Origin of the sequence: Pedobacter caeni (assembly GCF_900129215.1) — a bacterium.
GTDB lineage: Bacteria > Bacteroidota > Bacteroidia > Sphingobacteriales > Sphingobacteriaceae > Pedobacter > Pedobacter caeni.
Genome location: NZ_FQUQ01000009.1, coordinates 158,634 through 171,486 on the forward strand (window position 1 = coordinate 158,634; position 12,853 = coordinate 171,486).

Annotated in this window: 13 protein-coding genes; 12 read left to right on the forward strand and 1 reads right to left on the reverse strand. The window is 42.3% G+C overall.

Features of this window, described 5'->3' with window-relative positions; translation table 11 throughout:
• The first annotated feature begins 15 nt into the window (after nucleotides 1-15).
• The 12 genes from BUC20_RS32665 (at nucleotide 16) to BUC20_RS32720 (ending at nucleotide 11,741) form a co-directional block, all read left to right on the forward strand.
• Nucleotides 16-531, forward strand: coding sequence for a DUF2480 family protein (locus BUC20_RS32665; protein ID WP_073238826.1), 516 nt, complete (start codon nucleotides 16-18; stop codon nucleotides 529-531).
• A 30-nt stretch (nucleotides 532-561) separates the two neighbouring features.
• Nucleotides 562-1,338, forward strand: coding sequence for a DUF3108 domain-containing protein (locus BUC20_RS32670; protein WP_073238828.1), 777 nt, complete (start codon nucleotides 562-564; stop codon nucleotides 1,336-1,338).
• 4 nt (nucleotides 1,339-1,342) lie between these two features.
• Nucleotides 1,343-1,918 (forward strand): DUF3109 family protein, encoded by a 576-nt coding sequence (locus BUC20_RS32675; protein ID WP_073238831.1) that lies wholly within the window; start codon nucleotides 1,343-1,345, stop codon nucleotides 1,916-1,918.
• Between the two features lie 26 nt (nucleotides 1,919-1,944).
• Nucleotides 1,945-2,805: a glucose-1-phosphate thymidylyltransferase RfbA gene (gene rfbA / locus BUC20_RS32680; protein WP_073238834.1), complete on the forward strand. Its 861-nt coding sequence runs from the start codon at nucleotides 1,945-1,947 to the stop codon at nucleotides 2,803-2,805.
• A 202-nt stretch (nucleotides 2,806-3,007) separates the two neighbouring features.
• Nucleotides 3,008-5,152: an alpha-L-fucosidase gene (locus BUC20_RS32685; RefSeq protein ID WP_073238836.1), complete on the forward strand. Its 2,145-nt coding sequence runs from the start codon at nucleotides 3,008-3,010 to the stop codon at nucleotides 5,150-5,152.
• 84 nt (nucleotides 5,153-5,236) lie between these two features.
• Nucleotides 5,237-6,493, forward strand: coding sequence for an L-fucose:H+ symporter permease (fucP, locus tag BUC20_RS32690; protein WP_073238839.1), 1,257 nt, complete (start codon nucleotides 5,237-5,239; stop codon nucleotides 6,491-6,493).
• Complete coding sequence (locus tag BUC20_RS32695) at nucleotides 6,486-6,818, forward strand: L-rhamnose mutarotase (protein ID WP_073238842.1); 333 nt, start codon at nucleotides 6,486-6,488, stop codon at nucleotides 6,816-6,818. The genes fucP and BUC20_RS32695 overlap by 8 nt, the downstream gene beginning before the upstream one ends.
• Before the next feature lie 6 nt (nucleotides 6,819-6,824).
• A complete protein-coding gene (locus tag BUC20_RS32700; protein ID WP_073238846.1) occupies nucleotides 6,825-8,483 on the forward strand; it encodes a UxaA family hydrolase in 1,659 nt (552 codons plus the stop codon).
• Nucleotides 8,484-8,492: 9 nt separating this feature from the next.
• Nucleotides 8,493-9,257, forward strand: a complete 765-nt coding sequence (locus tag BUC20_RS32705; protein ID WP_073238849.1) for an SDR family NAD(P)-dependent oxidoreductase — start codon at nucleotides 8,493-8,495, stop codon at nucleotides 9,255-9,257.
• Nucleotides 9,258-9,267: 10 nt separating this feature from the next.
• Entirely contained in the window at nucleotides 9,268-10,125 is an 858-nt protein-coding gene (locus BUC20_RS32710) for a fumarylacetoacetate hydrolase family protein (RefSeq protein ID WP_073238852.1), read from the forward strand.
• Complete coding sequence (locus tag BUC20_RS32715; protein ID WP_073238855.1) at nucleotides 10,112-10,945, forward strand: amidohydrolase family protein; 834 nt, start codon at nucleotides 10,112-10,114, stop codon at nucleotides 10,943-10,945. Before BUC20_RS32710 ends, BUC20_RS32715 begins: the two co-directional genes overlap by 14 nt.
• 7 nt (nucleotides 10,946-10,952) lie before the next feature.
• Entirely contained in the window at nucleotides 10,953-11,741 is a 789-nt protein-coding gene (locus BUC20_RS32720) for an SDR family oxidoreductase (protein ID WP_073238858.1), read from the forward strand.
• A 459-nt stretch (nucleotides 11,742-12,200) separates the two neighbouring features.
• Here the strand turns inward: BUC20_RS32720 and BUC20_RS32725 are convergent.
• Nucleotides 12,201-12,853, reverse strand: a 653-nt coding sequence (locus BUC20_RS32725) for a PorP/SprF family type IX secretion system membrane protein (protein WP_073238861.1), incomplete at its 5' end; no start/stop codon positions are given.

Genomic DNA, 12,853 nt, shown 5'->3' on the forward strand with positions numbered 1-12,853 from the left:
TTTATTTTAATTACCATGGACATTCAGGAGAACTTCGTAAATAAAGTAGCTGCAAGTGGCTTGATCACGTTAAATCTGGAAGAATACTATCATACCGGAGAAAGGGTTGTTTATGACATTAAGGATAACCTTTTTCATGGATTGATGCTGAGGGAGAAAGATTTCAGGGAGTTTATAAAAGCACACGACTGGGCCGGATATACCGGTAAAAATATAGCCATTATCTGTAGTGCAGATGCCATTGTACCGACATGGGCTTATATGCTGCTGGCCAATAAATTAAAACCTTATGCAAATGAGGTAGTTTTTGGTAGCTTAGAGACACTGGAATCAGTGCTTTTCGCGAAAGCATTGGCTAAGATAGACCTGGCTGCATTTGAAGGAGAAAGGGTAGTGGTAAAAGGATGTGCTGATATTGAAGTACCCATTTCTGCTTATGTGGAAATTACCAGCCTGCTCACACCTGTAGTAAAGAGCATCATGTATGGTGAGCCTTGCTCTACGGTGCCGATTTATAAGCGAAAGGATTAAGTTTGGATTGTTTTTTGTTTTAACCCTGATATGAAGAAATCATTATTGATCATCACTATTGCATTACTAAGTTTCAGGGGAATGGCCCAGGAGCTCCCTTTTGTTAAAGAACCCGTTTTTCAGGCAGGAGAAGTACTTAAATATAAATTAAGATATGGCTTCATCACCGCGGCAGAAGGAACATTAAAGGTGACGGAGTCTGACCTTAAATTTGACGGCAAGCCTACTTTTAAGTTATCCGTTGATGCGGCAACTTCAGGAACATTTGATATTTTTTATAAAATCAGAGATCATTACGATTCTTATATTGATAAAGTAAATCTTAAGCCTTATTTCTATCAGGAGAACATCCGCGAAGGAAGTTACCGCAGGGAAGATAAAGCAAGGTTTTCTCAGGCAGAGCAAAAAGTAGTGGCCACAAAAGGTACTTTTAAAACACCAAACAGCCAGACCTTTGATCTGGTATCTACTTATTATTTTGCCAGAAGCCTGGATATTTCTAAGATGAATATCGGGGACGAGGTAAAAGTGAATTATTTTCTGGGTGATGAGATCAATCAGCTGGAAATACAGTTTGTAGGACGCGAAACGGTAAAAACTAAATTAGGAAAAATCAGATGCCTGAAATTTAGCCCTTCTATTAAGCCTGGGCGAATTTTTAGAAAAGATAGTAAATTATACCTCTGGATTACCGATGATGGTAACAGGGTGCCTGTAAAGGCTCAGGTGGAAATCCTGGTAGGAGCAGTGACGATGGAAATTAAATCGGCCGATGGATTAAAGTATCCTCTGGCTATAGTAAAATAAAAAAATGATAGAAGTACAGAATACACTCGTACATGAGGACCTGATCAGCGAAAGCTTTGTCTGTAACCTGAACAAGTGTAAAGGCATTTGCTGTGTGGAAGGGGATGCAGGAGCACCATTGGATGTTGCAGAAACGGCGATACTAAGGGATATTTACCCAAAGATCCAACACTTGCTGGAAGAGAAAGGAATCAAAGCAATCGAAGAACAGGGCACTTCGGTAGTAGATGCAGATGGAGATCTGACTACCCCTTGTGTGGATGGGAATAAGGAATGTGCCTATGTGACCTTCGAAAATGGAATTACCAAATGTGGAATTGAGAAAGGATATGAGCTAGGCTTGGTGGATTGGCAAAAACCAATCTCCTGTCATCTTTATCCGATCAGAGTTACACAGTACCCGGAGTTTGAAGTTTTAAATTACGACAGGTGGCATATCTGTCATGATGCCTGTACTTTTGGAAGAGAGTTAAAAGTACCCGTTTATCAGTTTTTGAAAGGACCACTTATTAGAAAGTATGGTGCAGAATGGTATGCCGAACTGGAAAATAGCGTGTCCTTAAAAAAGGATGAAGAGTAGATCGTTACAAACCAAACCGATATAAATTGAAAGGAATAATTTTAGCAGGGGGAAGCGGTACTAGATTGCACCCATTAACCCTAGTGATGAGCAAGCAAATGATGCCTGTGTACGATAAGCCGATGATTTATTATCCGCTGTCGACCTTAATGCTGGCAGGAATCAGGGAAATCCTGATCATTTCTACCCCGCATGACCTTCCGAATTTTAAAAAACTTTTAGGAGATGGAAAGGCTTTGGGCTGTGAGTTTTCTTATGCAGAACAGGCAAACCCGAATGGATTAGCCCAGGCTTTTGTAATCGGAGCTGATTTCATCGGTAAAGATAAAGTAGCCCTGGTTTTGGGTGATAATATCTTCTATGGAGACGGAATGGCGAAACTGTTACAGGCAAGTTCTGATCCGGAAGGTGGTGTTGTATTCGCATACCGCGTTTCTGATCCTGAACGTTACGGCGTGGTGGAATTTGATGAAAATAACAAAGCGGTATCCATAGAGGAAAAACCGGTTGAACCTAAGTCAGATTATGCAGTTCCAGGACTTTATTTTTATGACAATAGTGTTGTAGAGATTGCTAAAAATATCAAACCTTCTCCACGTGGAGAGTATGAGATTACAGATGTGAACAAGGTTTACCTGGAACAAGGGAAACTGAAAGTTGGCGTATTGAGCAGGGGAACAGCCTGGTTGGATACCGGAACTTTTGCTTCATTGATGCAGGCAGGTCAGTTTGTGCAGGTAATCGAAGAACGTCAGGGGTTGAAAATCGGATGTATTGAAGAAGTTGCTTACCGGATGGGCTTTATTGATAAAGAACAGCTTAAAGCAGTGGCAACGCCACTGGTAAAGAGTGGGTATGGGGCTTATCTGTTGAAGATAGTGAAGTAATCACAAACAAAGAATAACAAAAGGCCTTGGTAATTACCAGGGCCTTTTGCATTTGGGTAACAATCTTATGCCTGCCAAAATCGCTTAATCATTTGACAAATTCAGAAAACTTTGGACCCCTCAATTTCCTTTCTTTGAATTAACCGCATTTAACTAAATTGAATACGGTTTAATTACCCCCTAAACCCAAATAGAATTGAAGATGAAACATAAATCAGGTATCCTGCTGCTGATGCTCCTGCTTTGGAGTGGTATTAGTTTTTCTCAACATGATCCTAAAGCCCTAAAAGCATGGCAGGATCAGAAATATACCATGTTTATCCATTATGGTATTTATTCTGTATTGGGAGGAGTATGGGAAGGAAAACCGGTAACTAAAGGATTGAGCGAACAGATTCAGGCTCATGCAGGAATCTATAGCGATACTTATGCTAAAGTCGCTAAAAGGTTTAATCCCGAAAAATGGAGTGCTGATTCTATTGTTTCACTGGCAAAAAAGGCCGGTATGCGTTCTATCGTGATCACTTCCAAACACCATGATGGTTTTTGCATGTTTAAAACCAATACAACTGATTTCAATGTCGTAGATGCGACTCCCTATAAAAGAGATGTCTTAAAAGAACTTTCTGAAGCCTGTAAACGTGGTGGATTGCGTTTCGGTCTATATTTTTCCCTGATCGACTGGCACTATCCTCAGGCTTCGCCAATTTCCAGCAGCAATTCGGATTACATTACTCCCGAGCATGTGGAATACAACAAAAAACAGATTACAGAATTGCTGAGCAATTACGGCCCTGTATCGGAATTATGGTTCGATATGGGCTCTCAGAGTGCTACAGAAAGTAAAGAATTGAGAGATTTGGTTCACCGCCTTCAGCCTGATTGTATGATCGGAAGCAGGATTGGGAATGATATGGGAGATTTCAATGTGATGGGTGATAATCAGGAGCCGGATTATACGATCGGTGTACCTTGGCAATCCCCTGCCTCTTTCTTTGACGAAACCTGGAGCTATCGTTCCTGGCAGAACCGCGGAAGCGAAGATGAAAAAATAAAGGAAAAGCTAACCAGTCTGATCCGTGTAGTGAGCAGAGGTGGGAACTTCCTGTTAAATATCGGCCCTAAGGGAGACGGTAGCGTGGTAGATTTTGAAAAAGATGTGCTATTGAAAATCGGAAAATGGCTGAACAAAAACGGAGAAGCAATTTATGGGGCTGATCCGGATCCTTTCCATATTTCCTTTAAATGGGGTAGCTTAACAAGCAAAACCAATAAAATCTATTTACATCTGCTTGACCATCCTGAAAACGGACAAATCATCTTACCCGGACTTCAGGGAAAGATTAAAAGCGTAGCAGTTCTTGGAGAAGCAAAACAAAAAATAGCTTTCTCGCAGGACCAGTCGGGTGTAAAGATCAATATTCCCGCAGGACTGGACATCAGTAAAGAATTTAAAGTCATAACAATCACTTTCGTAAACGGGTATCAGGTTCCACCGGCAAATATTATCGAACTAAATAAGGCAGAGCTTGTATTGAACTCCCATAATGCTTTTAAACATTACAGCAATTCAGGAATTGATTACAATACCAGATACCAGAGTACAGTTAAAGAATCCTGGACCTTACAATCCGTTCAAACTGCGAAGTATATTCCAAAAATGTATTATTCTGATCAGGAAAAAGGGAAAACGATAGACCTGGAGCTGAATGGGAAAATTTCAACAGTTTCTTTAGCTGATGGAATAGCTGAGCAGCTCCCACAGTCTGGGTCATTAAACTGGGGGCCAATCTATTTGTCCGGTCCTTCAGGATCTGGTATTGATGGATTTCCGGGGGATATCCGCTCCCTGAATCCTGAAAGCCAATGGGGGAAAAATGCAGCTCAAAGCTGGACAAAGAAAACGGAATGGAAAAATAATCAGGAGTATACTTTACCTGCAGAATCAGAGACAGCCGTTTACCTGTTACAGGAAATCAATTCCGAAGCGGATCAGTCTTACCTTGCCGGAATAACCAGTACTGATGGTGTAATCGTTACCCTGAACGGAGAAATCCTGGCGAAACACAACAACCCTTTTAAAGAGGCAAAATTGAATGATGTGATCCTGTTGCCTTTAAAAATGGGAAAGAATCAGCTGCTGGTTAAATATTTCAATGGATACAAAAAAGACATCATCTTCGGAATCAGCAATAATTTGAAACAGCAGGTATATTACAAAGACCTGCCGGAATTAAATGTGCAAAAGGGAAAATACTATCCTTTTAGCTGGCAGCTGCACCGCCCCTTATCTCCTCATACTACGCTTGGATTGTCAAATGTTGCCCTTAAATTCCATATAAAGTAGCCAAAATCATTTAATGATATGATAAAATCATAAAATAAAATGTAACAATATTCGCGTCCTTTGAGTAACCAAAAAATTAAACCGATGACTAAAAATAAATACCTTTTTCCATTCATCATGATTACGTCCCTGTTCTTTATGTGGGGTTTCGTGCACAATCTTGATCCGATCCTTATTCCCCACCTGAAGAAGTCGTTCAGCCTTTCTACTTTACAGGCTTCGCTCGTGGACTCTGCGGTATTTATTGCTTACTTTTTAATGGCATTACCTGCGGGCTTTATCATGAAGAAATATGGCTATAAAACAGGGATTATCATCGGCTTAATCTTATTTGCAATCGGGTCTTTTTTATTCATTCCCGCTGCGAATACACAGTTGTATTTTTTCTTTCTGATTGCCCTTTTTATCATTGCCTGTGGACTCACGATCCTGGAAACCGCGGCAAACCCATATGCCTCTTTGCTGGGACCGCCGGAAACATCAACCTTCCGCCTGAATTTTGCACAGTCATTTAATGGCCTTGCGGCAACACTTGCGCCAATTATCGGTGCGAAGATCATCCTTACAAAAGGATATTCCGATACGGAACTGAGTGCAATGACGGAATCTGCAAAACAGGTTGCCCTTGCGGCTGAAGCTTCCAGTGTGAAAATGCCTTACCTGGTACTGGGCAGTATTATTTTGGTAATTGCCGTCATCTTCTTCTTCTTAAAACTTCCTGAAATTAAAGAAACAGAGCAAAAAGAAGGAGAGAAAACAGGGATCTTTCATGCACTGGCACACCGTCACCTGAGCTGGGCTGTTGCAGCACAGTTTTTTTATGTGGGTGCACAGGTTTGTGTGTTCAGTTTCTTCATCCTTTATGCGACAAAAGCCGCAGGGATAGATGAACAACAGGCGGCAAAATATGCAGGTTATGGAATGGGAATGGCATTTATGATCGGACGATTCTTCGGAACCTTCCTGATGAAATTCATCAGCGCAGGGAAGCTCCTGTCTATCTATGCTTTTATTAATGTCATTTTATGTATCGTAGCCATAACATCGACTGGAACTATTGCGTTGTATGCAGTAATAGGAATTGCCTTTTTTATGTCGATCATGTTCCCGACCATCTTTTCTTTGGGAATCAAAGACCTGGGTAAGGATACTAAATTTGGAAGTAGTTTAATCATTATGTCCATCGTTGGTGGCGCCATATTACCTCCGGTAATGGGTTATATCAGCGACCTGACACACAATATTCAAGTGGGATATATCGTCCCTTTAATCTGTTTTGTAGTGGTATTCCTCTTTGGCATAAAAGGCCATAAGGTGATTGAAATTAAAAGTTATGAGTAAGCAATATTATTTAACGCTGGATTTGAAAGCGGATGACCAGCTGATCGCAGAATATGAGGAAATGCATAAGGCCGTTTGGCCGGAAATTATAGAGAGCATCAAATCCTCAGGAATCCTGAATATGGAGATCTACAGAACAGGTAACCGCCTGTTCATGATCATGGAGGTGACTGAGAACTTTAGTTTCGAGCAAAAAGCAGCAATGGATGCCGGAAATGAAAAAGTACAGGAATGGGAAACATTAATGTGGAAATATCAGCAAGCGGTACCGGGAGCTAAACCCGGAGAGAAATGGATGATGATGGATAAAATATTTCAATTATAAACGGTAATGTCAGCAAGCACTAAAAGTAGTTTTTTACAAATTCATCCGGATGATAATGTTCTGGTAGCCTTACAGGATTTGCCTAAAGGACAGGTTATCGAATGGAACAATTCACAGATCATCTTACAGGATGATATCCGTGCAAAACATAAATTCTTTATCACAGACCTGAACATAGACGACGAGGTATTGATGTATGGCGTATTGGTTGGAAAAGCCACTACTCCGATCCTTAAAGGTGGTTTGATGACCACCGATAACATTCACCATGCTTCTCAGGACTATAGTTTCAGAGATGTACATTACCAATGGCAAAAGCCTGATGTTTCTACCTGGACAAACCGCACTTTCAATGGCTATCACCGTAAAGACGGAAGGGTAGGAACGGCCAATTACTGGTTGTTTGTTCCTACTGTGTTTTGTGAAAACAGAAACCTGGATGTGATCAAAGAATCCTTGTACCATACCCTGGGTTATGCGGTAACGGATAAATACAGATCGTTTACTGATCAATTGCTAACGGCTTTTAACGAGGGAGAAAGCATTGGATCTTTTCAACTTGATAGCCTCTCAGCAGTACAGCCTGCAAAAAAGAGGGTGTTTAAAAATGTAGACGGGATTAAATTCCTGAACCATCAGGGAGGTTGCGGAGGTACAAGACAGGATTCAGCTTTGCTGAGTAACCTGCTTGCAGCTTATGCAGATCATCCGAATGTTGCAGGGATTACAGTACTGAGCCTGGGTTGTCAGCATTTGCAGACACAGGATTTGTTGAATGATGTAAAGAAAAGAAACCCTGCATTCGATAAAAATATCTTAATTTTTGAACAGCAGCAGAGTCAGAGTGAAGAACAACTGATCAAGGAAGCAATTCTGAAAACCTTTGTGGGGCTGACAGAAATTAACAAGATAGAACGTGCTCCGGCACCATTGAGCGCATTATGCGTAGGCGTAAAATGTGGCGGTAGTGATGGATTTAGTGGCATCTCTGCCAATCCATCGGTAGGTTATACTTCTGATCTGTTGGTTGCCTTAGGCGCTAAAGTGTTGCTGGCTGAGTTTCCGGAATTATGCGGTGCAGAACAGAACATCATCGACAGGTGTGTGGATAAACCCACTGCCGATAAATTTATCCGCCTGATGCAGGAATATGATGCACAGGCACATGCGGTAGGCTCCGGTTTCCACATGAACCCTTCGCCGGGAAACATTAAGGACGGCCTGATCACAGATGCGATCAAAAGTACGGGAGCAGCAAAAAAAGCAGGAACTTCGCCGGTGGTAGATGTACTGGACTATACTGAGCCGGTTACAAAACCAGGTTTAAGCCTGGTATGTACTCCAGGAAATGATGTGGAAGCAACAACAGGGAAAGCAGCAAGTGGTGCAACCCTGATCTTGTTTACAACAGGCCTGGGAACACCAACAGGAAATCCGGTATGTCCGGTGATCAAAGTGGCAACCAACACCGAATTGGCCACAAGGATGGGCGACATCATCGATATCGATACGGGTGCCATCATCCGCGGAGAAAAAACAATTGAAGAGATGGGCATAGAAATCCTGGAATATTGTATCAAAGCTGCAAGTGGGGAAATTACGCCAAAAGCAGTACTGCTCAATCAGGATGATTTTATCCCATGGAAAAGAGGCGTTTCATTATAGCAAAAACATATGTTCAGTTTAAAAGGAAAATCAGCGATTATTACAGGTGGAGGCAGTGGAATAGGTAAAGCCATTTCCGTGCTTTTCGCGAAACAAGGCGCAAAAGTGCACATCATTGAATTGAATGCCGATGCAGCACAACAAACGGTAACAGAGATCGAAGCCGAAGGTGGAGCCGCAACGGCCTATGGTTGCGATGTGAGCAACCAGGAGGCAGTAGTGAATACGTTCAACCAAATCGGGGAAATTGATATCTTAGTAAACAATGCGGGTATTGCCCATATCGGTAAAGCAGACACCACGAGCGAAGAAGACTTTACCAAAGTATTCAACGTGAATGTAAAGGGTGCTTATAACTGTTTATATGCAGCAATCCCTGCTTTAAAGAAAAGCAGATCAGGAGTGATCTTAAACATGGCCTCTATTGCTGCGGTAGTAGGGATCACAGACCGTTTTGCCTATTCAATGAGCAAAGGGGCGATCTTTGCAATGACACTCTCTGTGGCAAGGGATTATATGGCTGATGGCATCCGTTGCAACAGCATCTCCCCGGCAAGGGTACATACGCCTTTTGTAGATGGGTTTATTGCCAAAAATTACGCCGGACAGGAAGCAGAGGTCTTTGAGAAATTATCGAAAAGTCAGCCTGTAGGCCGTATGGGGAAACCCGAAGAAGTGGCCTCACTGGCCCTTTACCTGTGTTCTGAAGAAGCAGGATTTATTACCGGAAATGATTATCCCCTTGATGGAGGATTTATTAAATTAAATAATTAAAAATACAGCAATGAAATTAATCAGATGGGGAGCGGCCGATCAGGAAAAGACCGGTGTAATTATAAACGATATTTGGTACGATACTTCCGCCCTTGGCGAAGATTATAATGAGCAGTTTTTTCAAAACAACGGACTGGAAAGGTTGTCTGCTTTTGTAAAAGAGAATGAAGCAAAATTGCCGGTAGTCCCTGCAGATACCCGTCTGGGTTCTCCGGTGGCACGCCCTTCAAAAATTGTATGTATTGGTCTTAATTATGCTGACCATGCAAAAGAAACCAATGCCCCACTTCCACCAGAACCGGTCATCTTCATGAAATCGACCACCGCTTTAGTAGGTCCTTTTGATGACATCATCATCCCTAAAAATTCTGTAAAAACAGATTGGGAAGTAGAACTTGCCGTAGTAATCGGTAAAAAAGCTTCCTATGTGGAAGAAGCAGATGCCCTGGATTATGTAGCAGGTTATGTGCTGCACAACGATGTTTCAGAAAGAGAATTCCAGATCGAACGAAATGGCACCTGGGACAAAGGAAAAGGTTGCGATACTTTTGCTCCTTTAGGCCCCTTCATGGCAACAGCAGATGAGCTTGCTGATGTAAACAACCTTCGTCTTTGGCTAACGGTAAATGGTCAGAAAATGCAGGATGGCAATACTTCCAACTTCATCTTTAACGTCCCTTTCGTAGTGGCTTATGTAAGTCAGTTTATGACTTTATTACCTGGCGACGTGATCTCTACAGGAACCCCGGCAGGTGTAGGCTTAGGGTTTAAACCTCCGGTATACCTTAAAGAAGGTGATGTAGTGGAGCTTGGTATTGATGGCCTTGGTACTTCCAGACAGCAGGTAAAGAACTATGTTAAAAATTGATTCCCACCAGCACTTCTGGAACTATGATGAGGTAAGAGACAGCTGGATCACAGACGATATGGATGTGCTCCGTGATGATTTCTTACCCCAGCACCTGAAGCCCATCCTGGACCATTATCAGTTTGATGGGTGTGTGGTGGTGCAATCAGATCAGAGTCAGAAGGAAAATGAATTCCAGCTGAAGCATGCAGCAGCACATTCTTTTATTAAAGGAGTAGTGGGATGGGTGGACCTTCAGGCAAGCGACATCAGTGATCAGCTGGCGGAACTCCACAAGTATGAAAAGCTAAGAGGCTTCAGGGAGATTCTTCAGGGAAATCCCGATCCTGCCTTAATGTTGAAGCCGGAATTTACAAACGGAATCAGTAAGCTGCGGGAGTATGGATTTACTTACGATATCCTGATCTTCCCGCATCAATTGAAATATGCGGAAGAACTGGCTGCCAGATTTCCTGACCAGCCTTTCGTCCTGGACCATATCGCTAAACCCGAGATCAAAGATGGCAACATCAGCCCCTGGAAAGAGGACCTCAAACGATTGGCGAAACATGAAAATGTAAGCTGTAAAGTATCGGGAATGGTCACCGAAGCAGATTGGAAACGATGGAAGCTAAAAGACTTTGATCCTTATCTGGACCTGGTGTTCGAAACTTTTGGCACTAAAAGGCTGATGTACGGTTCAGACTGGCCGGTATGCCTGCTGGCAGGTGATTATGGAAGAGTATTGAACGTGGTAGAAAATTATACTGCAAAGCTTTCTGAACATGAACAAAACCTGTTCTGGGGAGGAAATGCAAGTCAGTTTTATAACTTAAAATAAGCAATCAATGGATCTGCAATTAAAAGATAAAGTAGTCATCGTAACAGGCGGAGCCAAAGGTATTGGAGAAGCTATCGTAAGGTTACTGGCAAAAGAAGGGGCTACACCTGTAATCGTAGGAAGAAATGAAGCCGATAACAAAAGGCTTGCGGACGATATTACTGCTGAGGGTGGAAAGGTTTTTCAGTTGGTCGCCGAATTAACTAAGCCCTCAGCTAGTGAAGAAGCCATTAAAACCGTTCTGGAAAAATTTGGAAGAATCGACGGACTGGTAAATAATGCGGGTGTAAATGATGGCGTCGGACTGGAAAGCGGCAACTATGAAAGCTTTCTCGAAAGTCTGCACAAAAATGTGATCCATTATTACCTGATGGCTCACCATGCTTTACCTGCATTGAAAGCATCTAAAGGTGCAATTGTAAATATCGGCTCTAAAGTAGCAGATACCGGACAGGGAGGAACTTCAGCGTATGCAGCTTCTAATGGTGGCAGAAACGCGCTAACCAGAGAATGGGCGGTAGAATTGCTGCCTTATGGTATCCGTGTAAACTCGGTTATCGTTGCAGAATGTTATACGCCATTGTATCAGACCTGGATCAATTCTATTCCTAACTCTGAAGAGAAACTGGCTTCCATAAAAGCGAAAATTCCTTTTGGTAACAGAATGACAACGGCAGAGGAAATTGCAAATACAACAGTGTTTTTGCTTTCTGAAGCTTCGAGCCATACCACCGGACAACTGGTATACGTTGATGGTGGTTATGTGCATCTCGACCGCTCTATCAGCCCGCTTTAAATTAAAAAAATCAAACGTCCTTCTTCTCCTCAAATGTTTTGCTGAAGGGCAAACATTTGGATGTCGTCGAAGCACATTTGATTTTTTTTGCAAAACGCAGAACCTGTATTGCGGCCTTCGTAATGGTGGGGGAAGGGGGATAGTGTATATTGGTGGGAGCAAGCCTGGTAATGACTGGCTTCTGTATGGGCATTAGTTTTCCACATGAATTGTGAATAACTTTATGTTTTATGCTTGCAAGTATCATGTATTCAGCTGTATGTGAATATGTTTTTTTGTGGATAACGATGCTGAGAGTTGGTTTTATGAAACGTAGATATGAACTCCGGAACCTGAAATAGAATTCAAAAGGTGTAGACGAGAAGGGGTAAGAAATCACTTTGTCTCTAAATAAAAAGAGGGCGGATTCTTGCTGAATCCGCCCTCATAAAATGCTGTTTTCCTAAAAAGGAAAAGCGATTATTTAGGTAAACTTAATCTTAGGTTAAGTTCAAAACTACCATTTGTATATCCGCTCAATGCAGAAGTTTGTGTGGTATACATTCCACTGACCATGTATTTTTTTCTGAAATCCATCCCCAGACCAAACGTGGCGCTTTCAGTGCTGTGGTACAATCCCATAATGAATACCTGTTTATTGGCAATTTCCAGTTGAGCACCTGCATCCCAGATGTTGTCAAAACCTTTCACCCCTCTGTAAGCAACCTTAGGCTCCAGGTCGAGCCCATTCAAGCCCTCGCTGATGTTCAGCTTATAGCTAGCTGCTGCATAGAATGTGGTGACATCTGCGAGCTTGATGACATCCTTTTTAAGGACGCTTTTCAGGTTTGGGATGGATGCCTGCAGATTCAGTCCATTGGAGGTATAGGCCACACCAAAATCACCATCGAGATAGGTCTTTCTGTCATTGTACTGACCTACCATGGGATCATTGGGATTGCCATACATGTCACTGGTTTCCAGCCGCTGGTTCATAAAACCCAGGGATATGCCAAAATGCAACTGATCATTTTTTTCATTGAGCTTGAGGTGGTAGGCATAACTTCCCACCACTCTGATCTGTCTTTGCAGACCAGCACTTTCGTGATAGACGTTTAATCCTACACCAACTT

What these genes read in the sequence shown, in the direction of transcription:
- BUC20_RS32685 (WP_073238836.1), top strand. Translation starts at nt 3,008, where the DNA reads ATGAAACATAAATCAGGTATCCTGCTGCTGATGCTCCTGCTTTGGAGT.
- BUC20_RS32670 (WP_073238828.1), top strand. Translation starts at nt 562, where the DNA reads ATGAAGAAATCATTATTGATCATCACTATTGCATTACTAAGTTTCAGG.
- BUC20_RS32695 (WP_073238842.1), top strand. Translation starts at nt 6,486, where the DNA reads ATGAGTAAGCAATATTATTTAACGCTGGATTTGAAAGCGGATGACCAG.
- BUC20_RS32705 (WP_073238849.1), top strand. Translation starts at nt 8,493, where the DNA reads ATGTTCAGTTTAAAAGGAAAATCAGCGATTATTACAGGTGGAGGCAGT.
- BUC20_RS32675 (WP_073238831.1), top strand. Translation starts at nt 1,343, where the DNA reads ATGATAGAAGTACAGAATACACTCGTACATGAGGACCTGATCAGCGAA.
- BUC20_RS32700 (WP_073238846.1), top strand. Translation starts at nt 6,825, where the DNA reads ATGTCAGCAAGCACTAAAAGTAGTTTTTTACAAATTCATCCGGATGAT.
- BUC20_RS32710 (WP_073238852.1), top strand. Translation starts at nt 9,268, where the DNA reads ATGAAATTAATCAGATGGGGAGCGGCCGATCAGGAAAAGACCGGTGTA.
- BUC20_RS32715 (WP_073238855.1), top strand. Translation starts at nt 10,112, where the DNA reads ATGTTAAAAATTGATTCCCACCAGCACTTCTGGAACTATGATGAGGTA.
- BUC20_RS32720 (WP_073238858.1), top strand. Translation starts at nt 10,953, where the DNA reads ATGGATCTGCAATTAAAAGATAAAGTAGTCATCGTAACAGGCGGAGCC.
- BUC20_RS32665 (WP_073238826.1), top strand. Translation starts at nt 16, where the DNA reads ATGGACATTCAGGAGAACTTCGTAAATAAAGTAGCTGCAAGTGGCTTG.
- fucP (WP_073238839.1), top strand. Translation starts at nt 5,237, where the DNA reads ATGACTAAAAATAAATACCTTTTTCCATTCATCATGATTACGTCCCTG.